This window comes from Paenibacillus spiritus (genome assembly GCF_008710135.1).
GTDB lineage: Bacteria > Bacillota > Bacilli > Paenibacillales > Paenibacillaceae > Paenibacillus_AQ > Paenibacillus_AQ glufosinatiresistens.
Genome location: NZ_VYKK01000015.1, coordinates 161,097 through 186,653, shown reverse-complemented (window position 1 = coordinate 186,653; position 25,557 = coordinate 161,097). Strand labels below are relative to the sequence as shown.

Annotated in this window: 21 protein-coding genes; 1 reads left to right on the top strand and 20 read right to left on the bottom strand. The window is 62.4% G+C overall.

Annotated elements, in window-relative coordinates; all coding sequences use genetic code 11:
• Positions 1 to 6: 6 nt before the first annotated feature.
• From rlmN to F4V43_RS11625, 13 genes are all read right to left on the bottom strand, one after another.
• The gene (gene rlmN / locus F4V43_RS11685; protein ID WP_150458416.1) at positions 7 to 1,047 is read right to left on the bottom strand and encodes a 23S rRNA (adenine(2503)-C(2))-methyltransferase RlmN; all 1,041 of its coding nucleotides are present in this window, start codon (positions 1,045 to 1,047) and stop codon (positions 7 to 9) included.
• A 221-nt stretch (positions 1,048 to 1,268) separates the two neighbouring features.
• Positions 1,269 to 2,669 (bottom strand): 16S rRNA (cytosine(967)-C(5))-methyltransferase RsmB, encoded by a 1,401-nt coding sequence (rsmB, locus tag F4V43_RS11680; RefSeq protein ID WP_150458415.1) that lies wholly within the window; start codon positions 2,667 to 2,669, stop codon positions 1,269 to 1,271.
• A complete protein-coding gene (gene fmt, locus F4V43_RS11675; protein ID WP_150458414.1) occupies positions 2,666 to 3,637 on the bottom strand; it encodes a methionyl-tRNA formyltransferase in 972 nt (323 codons plus the stop codon). The genes rsmB and fmt overlap by 4 nt, the downstream gene beginning before the upstream one ends.
• Before the next feature lie 5 nt (positions 3,638 to 3,642).
• On the bottom strand, positions 3,643 to 4,128 hold the full coding sequence (gene def / locus F4V43_RS11670; protein ID WP_150458413.1) for a peptide deformylase: 486 nt from the start codon (positions 4,126 to 4,128) through the stop codon (positions 3,643 to 3,645).
• A gap of 48 nt (positions 4,129 to 4,176) precedes the next feature.
• Entirely contained in the window at positions 4,177 to 6,717 is a 2,541-nt protein-coding gene (gene priA, locus F4V43_RS11665; RefSeq protein ID WP_150458412.1) for a primosomal protein N', read from the bottom strand.
• The gene (gene coaBC, locus F4V43_RS11660; protein WP_150458411.1) at positions 6,717 to 7,931 is read right to left on the bottom strand and encodes a bifunctional phosphopantothenoylcysteine decarboxylase/phosphopantothenate--cysteine ligase CoaBC; all 1,215 of its coding nucleotides are present in this window, start codon (positions 7,929 to 7,931) and stop codon (positions 6,717 to 6,719) included. Before coaBC ends, priA begins: the two co-directional genes overlap by 1 nt.
• A 144-nt stretch (positions 7,932 to 8,075) precedes the next feature.
• Positions 8,076 to 8,279, bottom strand: a complete 204-nt coding sequence (rpoZ, locus tag F4V43_RS11655) for a DNA-directed RNA polymerase subunit omega (RefSeq protein WP_150458410.1) — start codon at positions 8,277 to 8,279, stop codon at positions 8,076 to 8,078.
• A 26-nt stretch (positions 8,280 to 8,305) separates the two neighbouring features.
• A complete protein-coding gene (gmk, locus tag F4V43_RS11650; RefSeq protein WP_150458409.1) occupies positions 8,306 to 8,875 on the bottom strand; it encodes a guanylate kinase in 570 nt (189 codons plus the stop codon).
• Between the two features lie 19 nt (positions 8,876 to 8,894).
• Positions 8,895 to 9,155 carry an extracellular matrix/biofilm regulator RemA gene (remA, locus tag F4V43_RS11645; protein ID WP_006209218.1) on the bottom strand — a complete coding sequence of 87 codons (261 nt, stop codon included), beginning with the start codon at positions 9,153 to 9,155 and terminating at the stop codon, positions 8,895 to 8,897.
• 61 nt (positions 9,156 to 9,216) lie between these two features.
• Entirely contained in the window at positions 9,217 to 10,101 is an 885-nt protein-coding gene (locus F4V43_RS11640) for a YicC/YloC family endoribonuclease (protein WP_150458408.1), read from the bottom strand.
• A 38-nt stretch (positions 10,102 to 10,139) separates the two neighbouring features.
• Positions 10,140 to 12,011: a bifunctional homocysteine S-methyltransferase/methylenetetrahydrofolate reductase gene (locus tag F4V43_RS11635; RefSeq protein WP_150458407.1), complete on the bottom strand. Its 1,872-nt coding sequence runs from the start codon at positions 12,009 to 12,011 to the stop codon at positions 10,140 to 10,142.
• A gap of 221 nt (positions 12,012 to 12,232) precedes the next feature.
• Complete coding sequence (gene dapF / locus F4V43_RS11630) at positions 12,233 to 13,069, bottom strand: diaminopimelate epimerase (protein ID WP_150458406.1); 837 nt, start codon at positions 13,067 to 13,069, stop codon at positions 12,233 to 12,235.
• Positions 13,070 to 13,135: 66 nt separating this feature from the next.
• Positions 13,136 to 16,006: a calcium-translocating P-type ATPase, SERCA-type gene (locus F4V43_RS11625; RefSeq protein ID WP_150458405.1), complete on the bottom strand. Its 2,871-nt coding sequence runs from the start codon at positions 16,004 to 16,006 to the stop codon at positions 13,136 to 13,138.
• Positions 16,007 to 16,234: 228 nt separating this feature from the next.
• Here F4V43_RS11625 and F4V43_RS11620 point away from each other — a divergent pair, with 228 nt between their 5' ends.
• Positions 16,235 to 18,073, top strand: coding sequence for an NFACT family protein (locus F4V43_RS11620; protein WP_150458404.1), 1,839 nt, complete (start codon positions 16,235 to 16,237; stop codon positions 18,071 to 18,073).
• A 260-nt stretch (positions 18,074 to 18,333) separates the two neighbouring features.
• On the opposite strand, the gene F4V43_RS11615 is transcribed toward F4V43_RS11620, so the two are convergent.
• The 7 genes from F4V43_RS11615 to F4V43_RS11585 all read right to left on the bottom strand — a co-directional run bounded on the left by F4V43_RS11615 (position 18,334) and on the right by F4V43_RS11585 (position 25,423).
• A complete protein-coding gene (locus F4V43_RS11615) occupies positions 18,334 to 19,227 on the bottom strand; it encodes a PHP domain-containing protein (protein ID WP_150458403.1) in 894 nt (297 codons plus the stop codon).
• Complete coding sequence (locus tag F4V43_RS11610) at positions 19,220 to 20,170, bottom strand: selenium metabolism-associated LysR family transcriptional regulator (protein WP_150458402.1); 951 nt, start codon at positions 20,168 to 20,170, stop codon at positions 19,220 to 19,222. The genes F4V43_RS11615 and F4V43_RS11610 overlap by 8 nt, the downstream gene beginning before the upstream one ends.
• 137 nt (positions 20,171 to 20,307) lie before the next feature.
• Positions 20,308 to 20,745, bottom strand: coding sequence for a hypothetical protein (locus tag F4V43_RS11605; RefSeq protein WP_150458401.1), 438 nt, complete (start codon positions 20,743 to 20,745; stop codon positions 20,308 to 20,310).
• Positions 20,746 to 20,968: 223 nt separating this feature from the next.
• A complete protein-coding gene (locus F4V43_RS11600; RefSeq protein ID WP_150458400.1) occupies positions 20,969 to 21,232 on the bottom strand; it encodes a YlbG family protein in 264 nt (87 codons plus the stop codon).
• Between the two features lie 44 nt (positions 21,233 to 21,276).
• A complete protein-coding gene (locus F4V43_RS11595) occupies positions 21,277 to 21,717 on the bottom strand; it encodes a YlbF family regulator (RefSeq protein WP_150458399.1) in 441 nt (146 codons plus the stop codon).
• Between the two features lie 53 nt (positions 21,718 to 21,770).
• Entirely contained in the window at positions 21,771 to 23,750 is a 1,980-nt protein-coding gene (locus F4V43_RS11590; RefSeq protein ID WP_150458398.1) for a helicase-associated domain-containing protein, read from the bottom strand.
• Positions 23,744 to 25,423, bottom strand: a complete 1,680-nt coding sequence (locus F4V43_RS11585; protein WP_150458397.1) for a DNA repair helicase XPB — start codon at positions 25,421 to 25,423, stop codon at positions 23,744 to 23,746. Before F4V43_RS11585 ends, F4V43_RS11590 begins: the two co-directional genes overlap by 7 nt.
• Positions 25,424 to 25,557 lie beyond the last annotated feature (134 nt).

The window sequence follows — 25,557 nt, the reverse complement described above, 5'->3', positions numbered from 1 at the left end:
TACCCATCACCTCAACTCCAAATGTTTGGCGCGGAGCTGTCCGCACGCCGCCGCGATATCGTGGCCCTGTTCCCGGCGAATGGTGACATTCACGCCGTTGTCGGCCAGAATCCGCTGAAACTGAAAAATATCGTTGCGGGAGGTCCGGACGTATTTCCGTTCCGGCACATGGTTGACCGGAATCAGATTCACATGGCACAGCATCGTCTTCAGCACTCCGGCCAGCTCTTCCGCGTGCTCGGGCTGGTCGTTGACGCCGCCGATCAAGGCGTATTCGAAGCTGATCCGGCGGCCCGTCTTCGCCTGGTAATACCGCAGCGACTCCATGACCTCGTCAAAAGGATAGCGCCGGTTGACCGGCATCAGCTTGGAGCGCAGCGCGTCGTTGGGGGCATGGATCGAGATGGCCAGATTGATCTGAGTGTCCTCGTCCGCAAATTTATAAATGCTCGGCACAATTCCGCTCGTCGAGACGGTAATATGCCGTTGTCCGATATGGAGTCCCTTCTCGTGAATCATCATCCGCAGGAATTTCATCGTCTCGTCGTAGTTCTCGAACGGTTCGCCCGTTCCCATGATGACGATGCTGCTGACTCTCTCGCCCCGGGCGTCAAGAATCTGCTGCGAGCGCACGACCTGGGCGATAATTTCTCCGCCCGTCAGATTCCGCTTCAGTCCGCCCAGCGTGGAGGCGCAGAACGTGCAGCCGATCCGGCAGCCGACCTGTGTCGTGACACAGACGCTGTTGCCGTAATTATGCTTCATGATGACCGTCTCGATGGCGTGGTCGTCGTGCAGGCCAAAGAGGAATTTGACCGTACCGTCCTTCGATTCCAGCTTCGTGATTTCCTTGAGCGCGTCCATGCTGAACTGCTCGGCAAGCTGCTCGCGGAGGACTTTGGGCAGATTGGTCATCTCTTCAAAGGAATGGACCCGCTTCACATAGAGCCAGTCAAAAATCTGGCCGCCGCGAAAAGCCGGCTGCCCCTGATCTTTGGCCCACTGCTGCAGTTCCTCCAGCGTATACTCATATATTAAAGGTTTCATGGATGTCGCACCTGTTCTTTCTGCAGTTTATTCGGATGGAGGCTTCCATCTTGCCTATTCTACCATAAATCTCGGATTCGGTAAAAAATCGCACGGCCTTGCGGGGCCGGCACAAAAAAACCGGGCGGCGGTCCCGGTAATCCGGTGACCGCCCCCGGCGCTTGCAGAAGCGCGGAGCAGCGCTCTCTTCACATCCGTCTTATTCGGCGGAAATTCCGCCCCTACTCCGCTTTTCGCTTCAATACAGCAATGTAGAAGCCGTCGCTGCCGTAGTCCTGCGGAAGAATCTGCAGGCCGGGAGCATCGCAGCGGAGCTTGTCCTCCATGCGGCTGGCCAGGCGGCTTCCCCGGTCCGCCGCTTCAAAGTCGGGATGCCGATCCAGGAAGCGGCGGACCTGCTCTTCATTCTCCGACGATTCGATCGTGCAGGTGCTGTACACCAGCAGGCCGCCCGGCTTCAGCAGGCGGCAGACGGCATCCAGCAGACCGCGCTGCAGTTCCGCAATGGCCGCGGTATCCTCGGGCGTCTTGGTCCATTTAAGGTCAGGCTTCCGCCGGATGACCCCAAGACCCGAGCACGGCGCATCCAGCAGAATGCGGTCGAAGGTTCCTTCCGCATAGCTCTCTCCGAGCCGCAACGCATCGGCCGCCCGCGTCTCAACGGCCTCCAGCCCTAAGCGGGCAGCCTGGTCCCGGACCAGCTCCGTCTTGTGCGAGTGCAGGTCGCAGGCGACCACCCGGCCCCGGTCGAGCATCAGCTCGGCCAGATGCGAGGTTTTGCCGCCGGGCGCGGAGCAGCAGTCCAGCACATTCATGCCCGGCTCGGGAGCAACCGCTTCGGCGACCAGCATCGAGCTCTCGTCCTGAATGGAGAGCAGGCCGTCCTTGTACCAGGACGTCAGCGCCAGATTGCCGCCGCCGCGGACGACGATGCCGTAAGGACTGACCGCCGATGCCGACGCGTCAAGGCCCTCGCGCTTCATCTCATCCAGAAGCCGCTCCCGGGTCGTCATCGTCGTGTTGACCCGAACGCTGACGGCCGGCGGCTCATTGTTGGCCCGGCAGATCGCCTCCGCCGTCTCCGCTCCGTACTGCTCCATCCACTCCCGCACCATCCACTCGGGATGGGAGTGGGTCAGGGCAATCCGGAGCGCTTCTCCGGCGTCATCAGGGAGCACCGGAAGACGGCCGGCCCGCTGCGCGCTGCGCAGCACGCCGTTCACCATCCCCGAAATGCCCTGGTGCCCGCGCTGCTTCGCCAGCCGGACCGCTTCATTCACCGCCGCATGCGGCGGGACGCGGTCCAGATAGACCAGCTGATACAGACTCATCCGCAGCAGACAGCGCACCCAGGGTTCCAGCTTGCTCAGGCCCTTCTTCACGAAGCCGGCCAGAATATAGTCCAGCGTGTTCAACCGGGAGATGGTTCCGTACACCAGCTCGGTCGTAAGGCCCGCATCTTCGCGGGACAAGCCGGCCTTCTGCAGACTGCTGTTGAGCTGCAGATTGCTGTAGGCTCCGTTCGCCTCGACCCGGATCAGCACGTCCAGCGCCACGCTGCGCGCTGTCGCTTCTCTGCCGCTCCGCCCGGCAGCGCCGCTGCGGCGCTCGGACGGCGTCATTCCAGCACCGTTCCGGGCTTCATGATGCCGCCCCGGGCGAAATCGGCCGCAGACATCGCCTTCTTGCCCGCAGGCTGAACGGTAAGCAGCAGCAGGCTGCCGTCGCCCGTGCGGACTTCAATCCCGGAAGGACCGGCATTCAGTACCGTGCCGGGTACCGATTCGGCCTCCCCCGAACCGTCTTCGGTCAGTACCGCGCCCGACAGCGGCATCTCTCCCGGATTCGCCGCGGCCCAAACCTTGAACGTCTCTCCGTTCCAGAGCGTGAAGGCGCCGGAGAAAGGCACCAGTCCGCGAATGCGGTTATAGACGGAGCGCGATGAAGCCGTCCAGTCGATGCGCTCATCGTCGCGGCCGAGATTCGGCGCATACGTCGCCGCCCGCTCATCCTGCGGCTCTGCCTCGACCGGGCCGGCCAGCAGCCGGGGCATCTGCTCCCGCAGGAGCGCACAGCCCGCTGCGCTCAGCTTCTCAAAGAGCGTGCCGGAGGTATCCTCCTCCTCAATCGGCACCTCGACCTTGGCGATCATATCGCCTGTATCCAGACCCTCGGCCATATACATCAGCGTGACGCCGGTCACGGATTCGCCGTTGATAATTGCGCGCTGAATCGGTGCGCCGCCGCGGTATTGGGGCAGCAGCGAGCCGTGGACATTGACGCAGCCGAGGCGCGGCATGTCCAGCACGGACTTCGGCAGAATCTGGCCGTAAGCGGCCGTAACAATCAGATCCGGCTTGTAGATTGCGAGCTCCGCCACACCCTCCGGGCGGCGCAGCCGCTCCGGCTGCAGCACCGGAAGACCGAGCTCCAGCGCAGCCGTCTTCACGGGAGAAGGCGTCAGCGTTTTTTTGCGGCCCTGCGGCCGGTCCGGCTGCGTCACGACGGCAACGACGTCGTATCCCTCTTCCACCAGCATCTTCAGACTCGGCACGGCAAAAGCCGGCGTGCCCATGAATACGATTCTCACGCTGCTCACTCCCCGGAGCCGTTGGTATCCGGCTTCATTTCGTACACCTTCTCGGCAATATCCGTGAACAGCACGCCGTTCAGGTGGTCGATCTCATGCTGGAAAGCCCGGGCCAGCAGACCGCTGGCGGTAACGGTGAGCTCCTTGCCTTCCCGGTCCAGGCCGCGGACGGTCACCGTCTCGGCGCGGCGGACGTCTCCGTTCAGGCCGGGGATGCTGAGGCAGCCTTCCGGTCCGAACTGTTCGCCTTCCTTGGATTGAATCTCGGGATTGATCATCTGGATCAATCCATGTTCATCGCCGGCGTCGACAACAATCAGCCTCTTGAGAATACCGACCTGCGGCGCAGCCAGGCCCACGCCCTCGGCATCGTACATCGTGTCCGCCATGTCGTCCAGCAGCTTCTGGACATTGGGCGTGATTTTGGTAACCTCCTTAGCCGTCTTATGCAGGACGTCGTCGGGTTCAATTACGATCAAACGGATTGCCATAAGTCTCTGGTCCACCTTTCCTGTCGTTCCAAATTCCTTTTATTTCCATTACATCATCATTTGCGGATCCACATCAATGCCAATCTGAAGCCCGCTGTCCCGGGCTGAATCCTCCAGCTCGTCCGCCACTTCCCGCGTAAGGCCGATCGCGTCGATCGAGCCTCTCCATTTGACGATGCACTGGAAGCGGTAGCGGCCCTTCAGGCGCGGAATCGGCGAGGCCACCGGCCCCAGGAGATCCAGGGCGTCCGAAGACAGCTTGTCGAGACTGCCGAACCAGCGGCGCTGGCGGGCCCGGCCCTGCAAATTCAAGGCCAGATTCTCCGCCATCCGAAGCGCCACCGACATTTCTTCATGCGACAGCGTAACGAGAATAAGCCGGCAGTAAGGCGGGTAATGCAGTTCCTTCCGGTGCCTCAGCTCGTCGCGGACAAAAGAGTCATAATCATGCCCGGAGGCATGAATAATCGAGTAGTGATCCGGCGTATACGACTGGATCAGCACTTCGCCCGGCAGCGAATGGCGGCCCGCCCGCCCCGCTACCTGTGTAAGGAGCTGAAAGGTCTTCTCCGCCGCCCGGAAATCCGGCAGGTTCAGCGCGGAATCGGCCGTGATAACCCCAACCAGGGTAACATCCGGAAAATCCAGTCCCTTCGCGACCATCTGGGTCCCGAGCAGGACATCGGCCTTCTTGTCGCGGAAGCCGGCAAGCAGCTTCTCGTGCGAGCCTTTCTCCGTCGTTGTATCGACATCCATCCGAATGACCCGGATGCCCGGGAACAGCTTGCCGAGTTCCTCTTCGACCCGCTGGGTCCCCGTCCCGAAGAAGCGGATGTGCTCGCTCCCGCATTCCGGGCAGACCTGCGGCGAGGGCTCGGCATGACCGCAGTAATGACAGCGCAGATTGTCGCTGCGGCTGTGATAAGTCAGCGAGATATCGCAGTTCGGACATCCGGCCACGTAGCCGCAGGAGCGGCACATGACGAAGGTCGAGAAGCCGCGCCGGTTCAGGAGCAGCACCGTCTGCTCGCCCCGCTCGAGCCGTGCGGCGAGCGCGCTGTGCAGCCCGCGGCTGAACATCGAGCGGTTCCCTTCCTTCAGCTCCTCGCGCATATCCACGATCTCCACGCGGGGCAGCGCGTTGCCGAGCGCCCGTGTGGACATCGTCAGCAGCCGGGGAGCGAAGTGGATATCGCTCTGGGACCGGGCGGCGTAATAGCTCTCCAGCGAAGGCGTGGCCGAGCCCAGCACGACGACCGCGTCCCCCTGCTCGGCCCGCCGGACGGCTACGTCCCGGGCATGGTAGCGCGGGTGCTCCTCCTGCTTATAGGAGGTCTCATGCTCTTCATCTATAATCACCAGACCCAGATTGGAGAAAGGCGCGAATACGGCCGAACGCGCTCCGACCGCGACGAATGCCTTACCTTCCCGGATTTTGCGCCATTCGTCATAGCGTTCGCCTGAAGACAGCCGGCTGTGCATCACGGCCACGCCGCTGCCGAACCGGCTCTTGAAGCGTTCGACCATCTGCGGAGTGAGCGATATTTCCGGGACCAGCACGACCGCCTGTCTTCCCTGGTCCACGCAGCGCTGGATCGTCTGCAAATAGATCTCCGTCTTCCCGCTTCCGGTTACGCCGTGCAGCAGAAAGACTTCATGTCTGCGCTCTTCGACGGCGGCCGCAATCGGATCGTAGGCGGCCTGCTGTTCTTCGGTCAGCGCAAGCGGCGTGCTCGGCTTGAAGTCCCGGCCCCGGTAGGGGTCCCGGTACACTTCAATTTCGGTGATTTCGACAAGACCCTTCTCCTCCAAGCCCTTGACGGTTCCCGCCGTGACCTGCAGCGCGGCCAGCACGTCCTTCAGCGGCATCGGCAGCACCGCCTCCAGGTCGATCAGATAAGACAGCACTTCCTTCTGCCGGGCGGAACGGGCCGGGAAGGAGGCCAGCGCATCGCGCGCCGCCTCCGGGTCCACGGCCAGATCGATAGCCTTCAGCTTCTTCTTGCCAAGCTTGTCCTTGATCGACTGGCTCTCCTTCAGCACGCCGCGCCGCAGCATGAACTTGACGGTCTCCGCGCCGCTCGGGAACGCCCGGGCAAGCTGCTTCATCGACACTTCGCCGCTCCCGCGGACAAATTCTGCAATGTCGCGCTCTTCCCTGCCCGGTCCCGGGAACATCGGCAGCCATTCCTCATCCGGAAAGATGGCCGCATCGGGCTCCGCTTCCTCGTCGCCCAGCGAAATGAGCCGTTCAGCCTTTCCCTTGAGCGCCGTCGGCAGCATGGCCTGGAGCGCGGAGATTTTGCGGCAGGCATAGCGTTCGCTGATCCAGTCCGCCAGCTCCACAAGCTCCGGCGACAGAGGCGGCATCAAATCCAATACCTCCTGAACCGGCTTGAGGCCGGGTACAGCCCGAACGTCGCCGTATTCCAGCGCCACAACAAAACCCTGCACCGTCCGGTGCCCGAACGGAACGGCCACACGGCTTCCGACCTCGATCCATACCTTCATTGCATCGGGAACGGAATAGTCAAAGGGCCGGTCCGTGCTGCGCACCGGGACGTCTACGATGACTTTGGCAATGTCCATTACAGCAGAGCTCCCGCCGCGCGCCGGGCGGCGATATCCAGGATGCGCTCAGCCGCGTCGTCCTTGGACATCAGCGGCAGACTCTCGACCAGTCCGTTCCGGTCGTAGACGGAGACCCGGTTCGTATCGACGCCGAACCCCGCGCCCGGTTCGGCCACGTCGTTGGCAACAATGAGATCGCAGTTCTTGCGTGCAAGCTTGTCCTTCGCGTATTCCTCGGCATTGCCCGTCTCTGCGGCAAAGCCGATCAGAAACTGCGTCGTCTTGGAACGGCCCAGCGTCTCCAGAATATCAATCGTCTTGACCAGTTCGAGCGTCATCCGCTCGCCCGCTTTCTTGATCTTCGTCTCCGCCCGCTCCGCCGGCCGGTAATCGGCGACGGCTGCCGCCTTAATCAGAATATCGCAGTCCGCCCATTCTCCAAGGACGGCTTCGTACATATCGGCGGCCGACTGCACGCGGACCACCTTCAGGTCCGGCGGCGGCGGAACGTCGGTCTTCGCAGCGATGAGCGTAACCTCCGCGCCGAGCCGGCTGGCGGCCCGGGCAAGGGCGAAGCCCATTTTGCCGGAAGAATCATTTGTAATATAGCGAACCGGGTCAATCCGTTCCACCGTACCGCCCGCCGTAATGACCACCTTGCGTCCGGCCAGCGTCTTCTCCTTCTCCTGCTGCGCGAAGAAGGCTTCCACACAAGCCACGATGGTCTCCGGCTCCTCCATCCGCCCCTTGCCGACATAGCCGCAGGCCAGCAGCCCTTCGCCCGGTTCAATCATCCGGACGCCGCGTTCAGCGAGCGTGCGCAGATTGTCCCTCACAGCCGGATGCGTATACATATGGACGTTCATCGCCGGAGCCAGCATAACGGGAGCCGTCACCGCAAGCAGCGTGGTGGACAGCATGTCGTCGGCAATTCCGTTCGCCATCTTGCCGATAATATTCGCGGTGGCCGGAGCAACGAGCACCAGATCTGCGGCATCCGCGAGGTCGATATGCGAGACGGAGGACGGGTCGCGTTCCTGAAAGGTATCGCTGAAGACCCGCTGTTTCGACAGCGACTGCAACGTAAGCTCCGTGATGAATTCTTTGGCGGAAGCCGTCATGATGACATGCACCTTGGCGCCCTTCCGGGTAAGCTTGCTGACCAGCGCCGCCGCTTTGTAGGCCGCAATGCCGCCCGTGACGCCGAGCAGTATCGTTTTGCCGTGCAACATCCTCTTCCCTCCCGAACTAAAAAAATAACAACCTTGCGGTTGTCAGGATCTGCCCGCTTCCGGGCTTATCTACCTATGGGCCGGCAGGGCGAGCCGCAGAAGCGGCCGCACTCCCTCTCGGGCCTGTCGTGTCCGGCGAAGGGTCTATTCTTCTTCCTCGTGACCGACGACGACTTGATCCTTGTACACTTCTTCCAGAGCAACTCCGACGTTCTTGTGGGATTTCGGAGATTGCAGATCGCTCTTCGCGCCTTCGCGGAGCTGTCTCGCCCGGCGGGCGGCTGCCACCACGAGCGAATATTTGCTGTCCACCTTGTTCATCATTTCATCAATAGACGGATATAGCACAAGCACACCTCTTCACTTCGGATGAATTACTTGATTTTACAATGTTCGGCGATAATAATGCTTTCTATTCGCTTGCAGGCCAGATCAATCTCGTCGTTAACCACCGCATAATCATAGTGGCGCATGAGGCTGATCTCATCCTCGGCCACCGACATGCGGTGGTTGATGACTTCGTCATGTTCCGTTCCGCGTCCGCGAATCCGGTCTTTCAACTCGTCCATCGAAGGAGGCAGCAGGAACACAAAGATGCCTTCGGGAAATTTCTCTTTGACTTTGAGCGCGCCCTGGACTTCAATCTCCAGAATGATGTCCCGTCCGCTCTCCAGCGTCTTCTCCACGAAGTCGCGCGGGGTTCCGTAATAGTTGCCCACGTACTCCGCATGTTCCAGCAGCTGGTCGTTCTCGATCATGGCGGCGAACTGCTCGCGGGTCTTGAAAAAATAATTCACGCCATCCTGCTCCCCGGCACGGGGGCTGCGCGTCGTAGCCGAGACGGAATACACAAGATCCGGTATTCTCGGCCGCAGGGCGGTACAAACGGTGCCTTTACCGACTCCGGAAGGTCCGGACAACACAATCAGCAATCCTTTTCGCATAGTACACTCCATCACTCGTTTATTCGTCGTTATCGTCATCTTTGCTGGACAGGCGGTGGGCCACCGTCTCCGGCTGAACGGCCGAGAGAATGACATGGTCGCTGTCCGTGATGATGACGGCTCGGGTCCGGCGTCCATAGGTCGCGTCGATCAGCATATGCCGATCCCGGGCTTCCTGAATGATTCGCTTGATCGGAGCGGATTCAGGGCTGACTATGGAAATGATGCGATTGGCCGAGACGATATTTCCAAAGCCGATATTGATAAGTTTAATGGCCATGTTCCGGTTGTTCCCCCCATATGGTTGACTCTTGATTCATTCGTGCGCCGGCAAAAAGCCGCTACTCCAGATTGGCAGCCTGCTCGCGGATCTTCTCCAGCTCGTTCTTGATATCAAGAACCCGGTTCGTAATCTCCAGACGGCTGCTCTTCGAGCCGATCGTATTGGCTTCCCGGTTCATCTCCTGAACGAGAAAATCCAGCTTGCGGCCCGAGGGACCGCCGCCCTCAAGCAGATCCCGGAATTGTCCGGTATGGCTTCGCAGCCGTACGAGCTCCTCATCAATGCTGCTGCGGTCCGCGAATAGAGCGACCTCCATGTTAAACCGTTGCTCGTCAAAGGGGAACACGCCTTCACTCAGCTCCTGCAGCCGGTTCCTCAGCCTGTCACGGTATTCCTCCGGAACGGACGGCGCCAGCGCCGCCAATTCGTCCAGATGCCGCTCCAGAACTTCCAGTCTGCGGAGCATCTCTTCCGACAAAAAACGCCCTTCTCTTGCCCGCATCGCGACCAGCTCCCGAAGGCTCTCTTCCAGCCCGTCGCGAAGCACGGTCTCAAACGCCTCTCCCTGAAGGACCGAGGAACGGTCTTGTCCTTCCATTACCCCGGGAAGGCGAAGCAGTTCTCCCGGCGTAAGGTCGCCGGGAAGGCCGAAGCCGGAACGGAGCCGTTCGGCAGCGGCCAGATAGGCGCGGACAAGCGGCTCGTTCAATACCGGTCCGGCGCTCTGCTCGTCCGCATCGGCGGCAATGCTGACGTCCACCCGTCCCCGGGCTATCTCACGCTGAACCAGCTTGCGCAGTCCGTCCTCATGCCTTGCCCACTCTCTTGGCATGCGGAACAGCACTTCGCAGTAGCGGTGGTTGACGCATTTCAATTCAAAACGCAGGGTAAAACCGCCGAATTTCCTTGTGGATTGACCGAATCCGGTCATGCTAAATGACATCGGCATCACATCCGTTACACTATTGTAATGGATTCCTTCTAGCGAAACAAGGGGGACAATCGGCGCCCCGTCTTGGTCCATACATGCTGCAGCAGCTCCGCACTCATCTCATAGAACATGAACGGCGTCATCAGATAAATGCCGTTGAACCGCTTCATGGCTTCGTCCAGAAGCTCCTTGGCAATGGCGACGCCCTCCGCCCGTCCGGCTTCGCCCTCAAGCCCCGCCATTCTCCGGCGAACCTCGTCCGAGAGCTGGATGCCCGGGACCTCATTGTGCAGATACTCGGCATTGCGGCCGCTGGCGAGCGGCATGATGCCCAGAAAGATCGGCACATTCAGATGGGCGGTCGCATCGGCGATACGGCCGATGAGCTCGGGATCGTAGACCGGTTGGGTCATAATATAGTCGGCGCCGGAGGCAATCTTCTTCTCCAGCCGTTCCACGGCCTTGTTCAAATGCTTCACGTTGGGGTTGAACGCTGCGCCGATCACGAAATTGGCGCGCTGCTTCAGCGGTTTGCCCGAGAAGGAAATTCCGTCGTTCAGCTGTTTGATCATCCGGATAATCTCAAAAGACGTCAGATCATAGACCGAGCTGGAGCCCGGCAGATCGCCGAACCGGGCCGGATCTCCCGTAACGGCCAGCACATGGTCGATGCCCAGGGCGTCAAAGCCCATGAGATGGGACTGGGTGCCGATCAGATTGCGGTCCCGGCAGGCGATATGAATCAGGGGCCGCAGACCGGTCTTCTGAAGCGCAATGGCGCCGAGCGCCATATTGCTCATACGCGTGACGGCCAGCGAGTTGTCGGCCAGCGTCAGCGCGTCCGCTCCGGCCCGGCGGAGCGCCTCGGCCCCGTCCAGGAACCGGGAGATGTCGAGATCGCGGGGCGGGTCCAGCTCCACAATGACCGTATGCCGCTCCCGGACCAGATCGACCAGCGTCGGTTCTCCGCCATCTCCGCCTTCTTCCTCAGCCGGCTCCTGAATCCGAATCCGGTCCCGCTCGGGCGACGCAGCGGGTTCCGGAAGGGGCCGCGGCTCGTAGTCCGTCAGCGCCGCCGCGATCTCCGCAATATGCGCGGGCGTCGTTCCGCAGCAGCCGCCGATCAGACGGGCGCCCAGATCGGCGAAGGCAGTCGCCATGCTTCCGAAATATTCCGGGGAGGCTCCGTACCGGTACTGGCCGTCCACATAATCGGCGACGCCGGCATTCGGATAGACGGAGACTGGCACTTCCAGCTGGCCCTGAAGCGTACCGAGCGAACGCTTGATGCCGATCGGTCCCGTCCGGCAGTTGAAGCCGATCATGTCGGCCCCGTCCTCCTGCAGAATCCGGAAAGCTTCGGGCAGCGTCAGCCCGTCCAGCGTCATCGCCGTCTCGTCCACGGCCAGCTGGCAGATCACCGGAAGAGCGCTCAGCTTCCGCACCGTTCTCAGCGCCAGGTGAAGCTCCTCCACGTCATAGAACGTCTCCAGCAGAATCCCGTCGGGCTCCTCCTCCAGCAGCGCTCCGATCTGCCGCCCGAACAGGCGCTTAAGCTCGGCAGCCGAGAGATTCGCCCGCTTGCCGGCGCGGATGGAACCGACGGCTCCGACTACATAGCCCGTCTCGCCGGCCGCTTCCCGCGCAATGCGGACGCCCGCCCGGTTGATCGCCTCTACGCCCGATTCCAGCCCGAACTTCGACAGCTTGTCCTCATTCGCGGAATACGTATTGCTCTCCAGCACCTGAGCGCCGGCTTCCATATAGCTTCTGTGCACATCCCGAATCACCTCGGGGCGCGTCAGATTGAGTTCTTCATAAGAGATTCCCACCGGGAACCCCATATTGTACAAAAAGGTGCCCATCGCACCGTCTCCGACCAGTATGCCGCTCTCCCAGGCTTTGCGCAAATCCGGCTTCACGTCGACGCCTCCCCTGACTTTGGATTTTTATAAATGTAACACAAATCGGCAGCTTCGATAAGAGATTGGCGGAAAATGCACGATTGTCTTCATCTTCCTGCCATTCAGGAGCCAAATTGGCGATTCTTTGGCTTTTACGCGCCAAAAAAGCGGACTTCGGTTCCCCGAAGCCCGCTTGCTCTTCGCCGCTCCCTCCGGCGACGGTCTCTCCGGCAGGGGGTTCAGACCTCCACCGTACCGGTGAAGACCGCTTCTGCCGGACCGGTCATGTAGACGTGGTTGTCTTCCTCGCTCCAGCGGATATGCAGGTCGCCGCCCTTCAGACTGACCCGGGCGCTGCGTTCCGCAAGTCCGTTCAGAACCGAAGAGACGAGGGTTGCGCAGGCTCCCGTTCCGCAGGCCAGCGTCGGTCCGGCGCCGCGTTCCCAGACCCGCATATCGATGCTCTCCCGGTCCCGGACGGTTGCGAACTCCACATTGACCTTGCGGGGAAAGAGCGGATGCGTCTCCAGCGGAGGACCGAAGGCTTCAAGATCGAAGCTGACCGCATCCTCGACGTAGATCACGCAGTGCGGATTGCCCATAGATACAGCCGTGAACCGGAACTCGCGGCCGTTCGCCTCAATCGGCTGCCCCAGAACAGGCTCGGCGTCAACGGCGACCGGAATCTGCGGACCGGACAGGACCGGCTCTCCCATATCCACCGTTACCGTCTCCACGCGCCCGTCCTTGACGGATAGGCTGACCTTCTGGGCGCCCGCCCCGATCGTCTCGATTACGATGCGGTCGGAGGCTACGTGCCCGTGGTCATATACATATTTCGCGACGCAGCGGATGGCGTTGCCGCACTGCTCCGCTTCCGAACCGTCGGAGTTGATGATCCGCATCTTGAAGTCGCCGATCCCGGAAGGAAGAATATAGACCAGCCCGTCGGCCCCGATGCCGAAATTCCGGTTGCAGAGCTTGACGGCCAGCTCCGGCGCATCGTCCGGAAGCTCGCGTTCCCCGAAGACGACGATAAAATCATTGCCGAGTCCGTGCATTTTGGTGAATTCCATGAATCGACCACTCCTTCAGTAAACTGCAAACAGCATACCGCAAGGAGCGGGACAATGCTATTGATTTTATGCCGAAATTTTTGTACTTTTCGCCTGCGGTCTGGTTCCGCTGCCTCCGCTGCGCCCGCTTCCGGCATGGCGGCGCTTCAACCGGTTGCCGCTCCATACGCTGCCCGCTCCCATGAGGAAGGTCGGAATCCCGGCGGCGACGAAGCTCAGGGCGAGGTCGCGGAATCCGAGCGGCACCGTCTTGAAGATCGGCTGCATGGCCGGGATATACATGACGGCCAGCATGAGCAGCACCGAGGACAGCACGGCGAGCACCAGGTATTTGTTCTGGAAGGGATTGCGGTGGAACACCGAGCGGGAGCTGCGGCAGTCGAACACATGGATGAGCTGGGCCAGCACCAGGGTGGCGAAGGCTACGCTCTGCGCCTGCATCAGCCGAGCGGGATCGCCGGGATCGGAGCGCAAGGTCAGCCAGAAGGCGCCCAAGGTGCACAGGCCGATCAGAAAGCCGCGGCTGATAATCTTCCAGCCCAGCCGCCGGGCAAAGATGTTCTCTCTGGAGCCGCGCGGCTTGTGTTCCATCAGGTCTTTCTCGGGCTGATCCACGCCGAGCGCCATCGCCGGGAGTCCGTCCGTGACGAGATTGACCCACAGAATCTGGATGGGGACCAGCGGCAGCGGCAGACCGAGCATCATGGCGAAGAACATCGTCAGGATTTCGCCGACATTGGAGGCCAGCAGATAGCGGATGAACTTCCGGATATTCTCGTAGATGCTTCGGCCTTCCTCAATCGCCGCGACAATCGTCGAGAAGTTGTCGTCTCCGAGGACAAGCGCAGACGCTTCCTTGGTTACGTCTGTGCCTGTAATGCCCATCGCAATGCCGATGTCGGCCGCCTTGATCGCCGGCGCATCGTTGACCCCGTCTCCGGTCATGGCCACCACATGTCCGCCGCGCTGCAAGGATTTCACAATCCGCAGCTTGTGCTCGGGGGAGACCCGGGCGTACACATAGACATGGTCGCTCATTTTATCCAGCTCATCATCGTCCATGCGCGACAGCTGGGCTCCGGTCAGAACGGAACCGGCGCGCTGAATGATGCCCAGCTGATGGGCAATGGCTTCGGCGGTCGTTCCATGGTCGCCGGTAATCATCACCGTCTTGATCCCTGCCCGGCGGGTGACGGCTATGGCGTCACGCACTTCGCGCCGGGGCGGATCGATCATGCCGGTCAGACCCGCGAAGACGAGCTGGGATTCCGTCTCCTTGTCGGTCTCGCTCTTCTCGCCGGAGCGAAGTTCTCGAAAAGCCAGCCCGAGCACCCGGAGCGCGCCCGAAGCCATGCCCTCGTTCGCTTCCAGCACTTTCTGGCGGAGCGTCGGCGTGCAGGGTACCACCTGGCCTTCCCACAGCATATAGGCGCAGCGGCCGAGCAGCACATCGGGCGCGCCTTTGGCGCAGACCATCCGGCCTCCCGGATGCCGGACAATGACCGACATCAGCTTCCGTTCGGAATCGAACGGGAACTCCTTCTCGCGGGTAAAGGTCTGGGCCAGATGGCCGGCCGTCAGCCCCATCTTGGCCGACAGCGCGGTGAGCGCGCCTTCGGTGGGGTCGCCCTTGAGCGTCCATACCTTCTCTCCGGAATGGACCGCCTCGGCGCCCTCCTCTCCATCGCTGTTCCCGCTCTTTTTGCTCTTGCGCTTGGCCTTGGACTTGGCCTTGTTCCCGGCCTCGGTCTCCACAATCTCGGCATTGTTGCAGAGCGCGGCGATCTGGAGCACCCGCCGCAGGCTCTGGTCATGCTTGAGCTCTACCGGTCTGCCCTTGTCGGTAACCGTTCCGACCGGCGCATAGCCTTCTCCCGTAACCTCCATCATCCGGCCGCCCGTCCATACCCGCGTTACCGTCATCTTGTTCTGCGTCAGCGTTCCGGTCTTGTCGGAGCAGATGACAGAAGCGCAGCCCAGCGTCTCCACTGAAGGGAGCTTGCGGACGATAGCGCCGCGCTTGATCATGCGCTGCACGCCCAGCGCCAGGGCAATCGTGACGATGGCCGGCAGCCCTTCGGGAATGGCGGCGACCGCGAGACTGACACCGGCCAGGAACATGCCGGTAGCCGGCTGGCCGTGCAGAATGCCTGCCAGAACGACCACGACAGTGAGAACGAGCGAGACGTAGATCAGGATTTTGCCGAGCTGCTCCAGACGCCGCTGCAGCGGCGTCTCCTGGGATTCCGTGCTCTGGATGAGGTCCGCGATCTTCCCCATCTCCGTATCCATCCCGGTTCGCACGACGATGGCCCGGCCCGTTCCGCGGGTAACCATCGTCCCCATGAAGCCGATATTCTTCTGGTCGCCGAGCGGCACTTCTTCAGCGGCGATCGGCTCCGAATGCTTGGATACGGGAAGCGACTCGCCCGTCAGTGCGGACTCCTCCGTGTACAGGCTGCTGCATTCCAGCCAGCGCACATCGGCGGGCACCCGGTCGCCGCTCTCCAGGAGGACAATATCGCCCGGCACCAGCATCCTCGCCGCTTCATGCCGGCTCTCGCCGCCGCGCACCACTTTGGCCGTCGGAGCCGACAGCTGCTTCAGCGCCCGCAGCGAGCGTTCCGCCCGGAATTCCTGAACAAATCCGAGAATACCGTTCAGAATGATGATGGCGATGATGGTAACGGCATCCAGATATTCGCCGAGCAGGCCGGACACCAGGGTGGCTCCCATCAGCACCAGCACCATGAAATCCTTGAATTGGTTGAGCAGCAGGGTGAACGGCGACAGCCGTTCTCCTTCCGAGAGCTCATTGTACCCGCTGTCCTCGCGCCTTCTCCCGGCTTCCTCTTCACTCAGTCCGCCCTGGGGCGTTACGTTAAAATGCGCCAGCAGCTCCTCTCTTCCCAGCCGGTGCCAACTTGTGTGTTCCATGGACAATCGTTCCCCTCCCGGTCATTTCTGTATCCGCTTCGCCAGGGAAGCGGACCGACAGCTTTTCCACCCGTTCATGACCTAATGTATTCGGGGTCGTCCGCAATTATCACCCCGTCCCGGAAACCAGGAACGGCAGCGCTTCGCCTCCCTCTTTGCGTCCGAACCGGGAAGTATGGCATCATAGAGGAAGCAATTTTAACTTCAAGGACGGGAGATTAAGCAATCATGGCACTTGACGGCATCGTAACCCGCGCCATCGTCAGCGAGCTTCAAGCCTGCACGGGGCAGCGGATCAGCAAAATATATCAACCCAGCGACCATGATCTGGTCTTCACCCTGCGGGGAGCCGGAGGAGGCAGACTGCTCTTGTCCGCCAACCCGACCTATCCCCGCGTTCATTTCACGGAGCGCCAGGGTATCAATCCTTCGGAAGCGCCGATGTTCTGCATGCTGATGCGCAAGCACTGCGAAGGCGGCGTCATTGAGAGCGTGGAGCAGATCGGGCTCGAGCGGATCATTCATATGCGCATCCGCCAGCGCGACGAGCTGGGAGACGTATCTGCGAAGATCCTCATTATCGAGCTGATGGGCCGGCACAGCAACCTGATTCTGACCGACGCTGCGACCGGAACGATTATCGACGGAATTCATCATGTCACCCCCGCGATCAGCAGCTACCGGATCGTAATGCCCGGCTTTGCCTACACAGAGCCGCCGCGCCAGCATAAGCGGAACCCGCTGGAGACGAGCCGGGAGGAGTTCGCCGGGCTCTTTCGTCAGGCGGCGCAAGCGGCCGCCGCTCAAGTCGGCGGGGACGAATCCGCAAGCGGGCAAGAGGCGGAGTCAGCCGGACGCGAGCCGGCCGGAAGCCCGGCTGAAGCTGCGACCGCGGCGCCTTCCCCTCTGGACGATCCGGCCGGCTGGATCGTCGCGTCGTTCAGCGGGATCAGCCCCCTGATCGCGCAGGACATGGTTCGCCGGTCGGAGTTCCGGACCGCGGAGGCGCTGGCGGACGCTTTTGAAGCCACCTTCTCTCTTGTGCGCGCCTCCGTCTTCACCCCGAAGACGGGCTTCAATACGAAGGGCAAGCCGATCTTCTCGGCGGTTCCCTTGAGTCTGTTCGAAGGAGAGACCAAACGCTACCCGACGATCAGCGCCTGCATGGAGGACTACTACGGCGACAAAGCCGAGCGCGACACCGTGAAGCAGCGCGTCAGCGATCTGATCCGCTTCCTGTCCAATGAACGGAGCAAGAACCTGAAGAAGCTCGACAAGCTTCGCCAGGATCAGGAAGAGGCGCAGGACGCCGACCGTTACCGGATTTACGGCGAACTGATCTTCGCTTCGCTGCACGCGCTCAAGAAGGGCGACCGCGAAGCCCGGCTGGTCAATTATTACGACGAGAACCAGGCGGAGATCGACATTCCGCTCGATCCGCTGCTGACGCCCTCGGACAATGCGCAGCGCTACTTCAAGAAGTACAACAAGTACAAGAACAGCCTCGCCGTCATTGACGAGCAGACCGCTCTGACCCGCGAGGAGATCACTTATATGGAGAGCCTGCTTCAGCAGCTGGATCATGCGTCCCTGAACGACATCGAAGAGATCCGCGACGAGCTTGTCTCCGGCGGCTATCTGCGGGACCGAAGCAAGAAAGGCAAGAAGAAGAAAAAGCCGTCCCGGCCGACGCTTCAGGTCTTCACCTCGTCGGAAGGAATCGAGATCTATGTCGGCAAGAACAATCTCCAGAACGAGTATTTGACGAACCGGCTCGCCGGTCCGAACGATACGTGGCTGCATACGAAGGATATCCCCGGCTCCCACGTAGTCATCCGCAGCGAGAGCTTTGGCGATGCCACACTGGAGGAAGCGGCTCAGCTTGCCGCCTACTTCAGCCAGGCCAAGCAGTCGAGCAGCGTTCCGGTGGACAGCACGCTGATCCGTTATGTCCGCAAGCCGAACGGCTCCAAACCGGGCTTTGTCATCTATGACCGCCAGAAGACGCTCTATGTCACTCCCGATGAAGACCGGATCAGAGCGCTGCCGAGCGCGCTGCGAAGCTGACTTCCCGGGCGTTCATCGCCCCGCTGCCTCCTTCCGGCAAAAAAACCCAAAGAGCAGCCGCCCTGTCTAACAGGCGGCTGCTCTTTGGGTTGGGACCCCCTCCCTTCGGTCCGCATCTCGCTGAAGCGGCCCTGACCTACATTTATCACGCGCAGTGCAGCGCCGGATGCCGCGAAGCCCCGGTGACTGTCGTCTCGGGAGCCGCCGGCCCGCCGCAGCTTCAGGCCACCCGACTGTCTTCGCTCCGGCCCACTGCAGCTTCAGGCCATCCGGCTGTCTTCGCTCCGGCCCCCCGCCAGCTTCTCCAGCACGCCCGCATCTACCGTCACGCTGCCGAGCTCGCCGTGGAAGATTACGCCGCCCCGGGCACCGTGATAATCGGAGCCGCCGGTTACGAGCAGACCGTACTCCTCCGCAAGCGCCAGATAGCGCTGCTCCTCGGCAGGCCCGTGGTCGGAATGATACGCCTCGATTCCGGCGAATCCGCCCTGGTCCAGAATATCCCGCACCAACCCGTCGTCCCCGTAGAGACCGGGATGCGCCAGTACCGCCCGCCCCTTCGCTTCGGCGATCCAGCGGCAGGCCTCCGCCGGTGTGATCCGCGGCGGCGATACGTAGGCCGCCGCACCTTCGGCGAGGAATTTGTCGAAGGCATCCCGCATGTCCCGGGCAGCGCCGAGACGCACCAGTTCATCGGCGATATGCGGCCGTCCGACACTCTCGTCGGGCTTCAGCTCCCGGCCGATGCCGCGCAGTACCGCTTCCATCGTAACGGGAATGCCCAGCTCGCGCAGCCGGACCAGAATGGCCTCGTTGCGGGAAGCCCGGGTGTCCCGCAGCCCTCTCAGCCGTTCCAGGAAGACCGGGTCTTCATAATCAATAAAGTAGCCGAGGATGTGGATATCCTTGCCTCCGGCCCGGGTGCTGATCTCGACTCCGGGCACGACGGCAAGGCCGAGCCGCTTCCCGGTCTCCAGCGCTTCAGCCACGCCGGCTACCGTGTCATGATCGGTAATGGCGACGGCGGCCAGTCCCCGGTCGGACGCCAGACGCACATTCTCGGCGGGCGGCTGCATCCCGTCGGAAGCTTGGGTGTGGGTATGAAGATCGCAGCGTCCGGCCGCCAGAAGCCGGTCGGTTCCTGTATTATTCATGAACGTCTCCTCCTTGGTATGCCCGCTGCGCCTCCTCCTGTTCCCGCCCGCCATGCTGGCGCAGGAACGCCAGGAAGGTTACGGCGGGGAGCGGCAGCAGCGTAGATTTTAACCGGATGGCATAGAACCGGCGCCGGAAAGAGGCGTCCCGGATACGTGCGGTCGAGAGCAGGCCCAGCGCGATTTCGTGACGAAGGGTCGACGGCGAGAGCATCGCGATGCCCAGCCCCGCCTCAACGGTGGACTTGACCGCTCCGGTGCTCCCCAGCTCCATGACGGTGTTGATCTCCTTCGGGTCATAGCCCTTGGCCATCAGCTGTTCCTCCATAACTCTTCGGGTCCCGGATCCCTGTTCACGCAGCACAAAAGGATACCGAAGCGCCTCTTCCAGCGTGACATTCTCTCTCCCGGCCAGTTCATGGCCTGCCGGCACCACCAGCAGCAGCTCGTCTTCCATTACCGGCTCAATATCCATATCGGGGTGGGACACCTCGGCTTCAATCAACCCGAAGCTCAGCCGATTGCGGGCAATCTCCTCGATAATCTGTGTCGTATTGCTGACCTCCAGGGTTACCGAAATTTCGGGATACGCCTTGCCGAACGGAACCAGAATCCCGGGCAGCACATATTCGCCGATCGTCAGGCTGGCTCCAAGCTGCAACCGGCCCGAGAGCTGCTGTGTGTACTCCGCCATGGCCCGGTCCGTCTCCCGCAACAGCTCAAGGGTGCGGAGCGCGAACGGAAGCAGCGCCTCCCCGGCGTCGGTCAGCATGATCTTCTTGCCGGAACGGTCGAACAGCTTGACGCCAAAATAATCCTCCAGCCCTTGAATCTGCATGGTCACTGCCGGCTGAGTCATGTGCAGCGCCTGAGCTGCCGCAGAGAAACTCCCCCGTTCAGATACGGTATAAAAGATGCGAAGCTGATGTATATTCATGCCCATCCCCCTTCTCCTTGCGGCTCTAAATCCGGCGCGTCCCGAACCTGAAGGCGCACTTCCCGGCCCGCCGCTCTGAACGGACTGTTCCCATATGCAAGAAGCCCGCGGCCGGGTGGCCGCGAGCCTCTGGGTCCAAGGCGCTACCGCCGTTTCCGGCCGGTATGCACCAGACTGCCGCGCTTCGCGTTCCGCGGGCGGGCCGTCAGTGCGCTCAGATCCCGCAGGTGGATATCCTCCGACATTTTGCCGAGAAAAGAGACGACCGTCAGCTTGTACAACACGTTGCCGAGCTTGTCCGTCTCTCCCGCAATCTCCGTCAGCCGAACGGCGATCACCAGATCGTTATCGATGCAGTAGATCTCCGGCTCTTCCGGAGAGTGGACGCGAATCCGCTTCTGCTTCAGGCACTGCCACAGCCAAAAAGCGCTCCAACGGCCCGGGCTTCCTTCTCTCTGGTTCCATTCCTCCAGCCGCCGCGCCGCGTGGGGCGCGATCGCGGCATCCGCAATCCGCCGGCCCTCCAGCATGATAAAGAACGGATCGTTCATGCCGGGGCCTTCCGCTTCAATATCGCGCATACAAGTCTCACACTCCCGGCGTTCAGGTACTGGCGCTTCTAATGGTCCTATTCTACCATGATGAACGGCGGATATCCATGTACCCTTGACGAACGCGTTCGGGCCGGAAGACGCAGCGTTCATGCCCGGCGGTGCTCCGTCCGCTGCCCCCTGCAAATAAAAAGCGCCCGGAACGCGAGGTTCCGGGCGCTTCCTTGTTCATCCTGCACCGGACAACCGCGGCCTACAGGCTGTAGGAGCGGGTCTTGTCCGGGTTCTTGCTGGCATATTCCGTCTTCAGCTCATTGCGGTAGGAACGCTCGATCTTGCGGACATAGGAGAGCCGCTTGATGTTCTTCATCGTCTCTTCCGCCCGGTCCGCATTCACATAGATGACCGCATAGTGCATCTTCCGGGAAATGTAATGCAGGCTGCCGTATTTCTCCAAGTTGCGCGCCGCCTTGACGTCGCTGACCCAGACGATGTAACCGGTTCGTTCCGCAAACATGCTTCTTTCCGCCTCTCTGCCGTAGATATAGGATTCCAGCGTCTTTAGCCGCAGGAGCACTTACCGCCGCTGCCGCAGCCCCCGCCGGAAGGCAAGGGATCATTGCCCGGAACCTTGATGCTGTCCGATACCGAATACGCGATCGTCTCCGACATGGAATGCAGCAGATCGTCCAGCGTCTTCTCCGCGGCCTTGAAACGGACAACCTCCTCGAATTGTTCGAGCTCCGCCTCGACCTTGGCGACTTCGCCCAGCGCCTCATGATAATTCGGATGGAAGTGGCCGAACCGCTGTGTCTCCTCAAACAGCTCTTTCTTCCGCTCCAGCTTGCGGACCAGCTCCTGGATGCCGGCATTTGCGGCGACCCGTTCCTTCCAGTATAAATAATCCGACACCTCGGCGGATTGGTTAATCATATCGCCCAATTCATAGGCGTATATAAGAACTTCGGCCATGTCTACCGAATGCGCTTCCGCTACGCTCATGAACCTCATCTGCCTTCTATATGAAATACCCACCTTGCGGTGGACTCTCCTTATCATACCATATCGCCCTGCCCCGCAGAAGAGGCAATGCGCGATTTCGGCAGCATGATTCCGATCTCGCCCCAATCTTCGGCCTCCAGCTCGGCGGCCGCGGGTTCCGCCCCGTCTTCATCGGCAAAATAGCCGAAGACCCGCCAGCGGCCCGGCAGGATTCGCTCGGGCACGAACCGCCGCTCTTCTCCGTCCACGGTCACGGCGGCTGCAACGCCCCAGCGCAGCGCCTGCTCCATCACGCTGCGGGAGGTCGCGGCATGGTACCGCCGCCGCTCCCGCAGCCACATGGCCGGAACCCGGTCCCGGTCCGGCCAGAGCTCCGCCGCCGGCTCCCGCACGGCGGCCCCTTCGCCGAGCCCCCGGCTCGGCGGGAACAGCCCCGGCGCCGCACCGGGGCTTCCTTCGCGCGTCGCCGCTTCCGGCGCGCTGCCTGCGGCGCGGCCCTCCCGGGCGGCCGCGCCCTCCCCGCCGCCCGGCGCAGCGGGCGGCGGGTCGAGCCGGAACAGCTCCGGTTCCGGCACAGGGGCCGCGCCGCGGCCGGAGGGCGGCGCAAGACCCGCAGCCGCCAGCTCGCGCAGCAGCGGCGGCAGGCGGTCCGGCAGCACCCCGAAGTGCAGGGGGCCCAGCCGGACCAGACAGTCGCCCAGGCGCGGGTGGCCGGCTACGGCCTCCGCGTCGGCGAGATCGCGGCAGGCGAGCACCTGCATCTCGGACAGACGCGTCCGCCCAAGCCCGGCCGCCCACTGACCGATAATCTCCGCTGCGCCGGGAGGGAGGCCGCCCGCGGCATGACGGCCGAGCCAGGCTGCGGCCTCCTCCGGCGGGAGTCCGGCCGCCGAAGCGGCCTCCAGGCGTTCCCGGGTCAGCCGGAAGCTCCAGAGCCCGCTCTCCAGCGTCTCGGGCTCGGCGAAGCAGGCCAGTCCCCAGCGCACCCGGTACGGCGTCTCCGGCGGAATCAGCACCTCCAGATCGGGCTGAACGATCAAATGTCCTGTACGGGCTTCGGCAGCTTCGGGGATTTCCGCCGCATCCTTCTCCCTGTCCTCATTCGGCGCAGCTTCCTGCCGCAGGCAGCTTCCGGAGCAGGGGTAGGGCATCCGCCAGCGGAAGCAGAGCCCGCCGTCCGCGTCCGCGCGTCCCAGCGAGAGCAGCCCCGCCCCCGCCAGCCAGGACAGCCAGGCGGCCGCTTCCGGCTCCTGCTGCTCCGGCGCTCTTCGGTCCTGTCCCAGACCCGCTGCTTCAAGCGCAGCCAGCAGGCGGTCGAGGCGGTACCAGCGGCCCGCCAGCCAGCCGGCTCCCGCAACCGCGCCCCGCAAATGCTGCGCCCCCGGACCGGGAGCGCCGTACCGGAAGCATACGGCTTCCAGCGCCCGGGCGTACATCGCTTGCTCCGCCAGGCCGAGCCATGCTTCGGTTCGTTCCCGGTCCGGGATCAGAACCCCGTCCCGCCGGCGGATCAGTCCCAGCGTCAGCAGCAGATCGGCCAGCACCAGCGCCGGTAGCGGACACTCCGCCGAATAGGACGAGCGAAGTCCGAGCCCTTCCAGATGCCCTTCCTGGAGAGATACCCCCGCCGCCAGCTTCTTCAGATGGCCCAGATGCAGCAGCCCTTTAGCCGTAAGCGGAAGCCCGCTTCCGGCAATCCGGTGCAGCAGACGGAACAGGTCCGCCGGAAGCCCCGCTGCTGCCGGCATGATGATCCGGACTGCCGGCTCGGGACCGGTCTCGGGGACGTAGCGGAAGAAGCGGCCCTGCACTTCCGCAAGCCGCCCTTCTGGAATGCCGTAGAGAAGCTCTCCGCCAAGGCGCTGTGCGCAGGTGAGCAGCCTCTGGTCCAGCAGTTCTTCCCGGGCGATGGTCAGCTCCGACCGGCTCATGCCCGGCGGCCGCAGCTTCTCCGCCGCTTCCTCCGTCCAAGGCAGCGCCGCATGCGCGGCGCAGACCAGCCGGAGCAGCTCCGCAGCCTTGTCGCTCAGCATCGGTATTCTCCTTCCTGTCCGTCCCCGAAGAGTCCAAGTCCGATACGCCGGTATTCGTAGCCCTGCTCCGTCAGGAACAGGCGTCGGCGGACCGCAAAGTCTTCCTCCCTTGTGTCCTCCGTGACCAGAACATAGAAGATGGCCCGGTTCCGGCCCGGCTTGGGCCGAAGAATCCGTCCCAGCCGCTGCGCTTCCTCCTGGCGCGAGCCGTAAGCCCCCGATACCTCGATGGCTACGGCCGCCGCAGGCAAGTCCACGGCAAAATTGGCTACCTTGGACACCGCCAGCCCCGGAATCTCCCCGGCATTGAAGCTCCGGTACAGCTCCATCCGCCGTCCTTGCGGCGTCCTTCCGGTCAGAAGCGGAATTCCGGCGGCAGCGGCGATCTCCTCCAGCTGGTCCAGGTACTGGCCGATAATCAGAACCGGCTCTCCGGCATGCCGCTTTAGCAGCCGCAGGGCAGCCTCCGTCTTGGCCGGATTGACCGAAGCCAGCCGGAACTTGTCGCGAACCGGCGCCCGGAGATATTGCATTCTAAGCTCGGGAGCCATCGGCACCCGAATCTCCGTGCAGGCCGCTTCCGCCAGCCAGCCCTGTCCCTCCAGCTTCTTCCACGGGCAGTCATACAGCTTGGGTCCGATCAGAGAGAAGACGTCGCTTTCTCTTCCGTCTTCCCGGACGAGCGTTGCCGTAAGCCCCAGTCTGCGGGTAGCCTGAAGATCCGCCGTTACCCGGAAGACGGGAGCGGGCAGCAGATGGACCTCATCATAGACAATAAGGCCCCAGCTCCGTTCACCCAGCAGGCCCAGGTGATTCCGGCCCTCTCTTTCTCCCTTGCGGGCCAGCATCTGGTAGGTCGCCACCGTAACCGGCCGAATCTGCCTGCGGCTGCCGGAATACTCGCCGACGTCGGCAGGCTCAAGTTCAGTCCAGCGGAACAGCTCGGCGATCCACTGGCGGACCGAAGTCGTGCTGCTGGTCAGAATCAGCGCTTCACAGGAGAGAGCTTGCAGAACGGCGATGCCCAGCAGCGTTTTGCCGGCCCCGCAGGGCAGCACCAGGACGCCGCTTCCTCTGGCGCTGCGATACCGTTCCGCCGCTTCTTTCTGATAATCGCGAAGCTCCGACGCCCTTCCCGGCTTCCAGCTTATCGCCAGCGCTTCTCCCGCCCGGTAGCCGGCTTCGTCGAGCACCGGATACCCGGCCCGGGCCAATGCCTGCTTCACCCGGCCCCGGTTGCCCAGTTCCGCGGTCAGCTCGCAGGGACCGGTTCGCCGAAGCCCGGCTTCCTGCGAAGCGCCTTTCCGCTCCAGCTCGTCCAGCAGATGGATCTCCCCGGTCAGCACCAGCCGGTCGGCGGAAGCCGGTGACAGAAGCAGCCGCAGCTTCCCGTAGCGCGACATGATCTCCGTCACTTCTTCCGCGACGCCCTCCGGCGGATCCCAGCGGGCATACTCTCTCAGCCATTCCACCGTCTGTTCCGCCGATAACCCCCGGGCGGCCGCATTCCATAGAGAGAGAGAGCTCATCCGGTAGGTATGATACGGCGGCGGACTCTTCACCAGTTCGGCGAACTGGGCCAGCTTCTCCCCCGCCTCCGCCGAGCGGGAATGGCTGCAATCCAGCAGCAGCGTCCGGTCCTTCCGAACAATCAGCGGGCCGTTGCCGTTCATGACAGCACCTCCTTGACCTGTCGTTCCTTATCCCGAATAGCTTGGCTGCTCTGCTGGAAAAATATGCGCAAGCCTGCAAGCCGGGCTCCCGTTTCTTCCTCCTGCGCAGACACAAAAGGCGCCGGTCTCCGTCT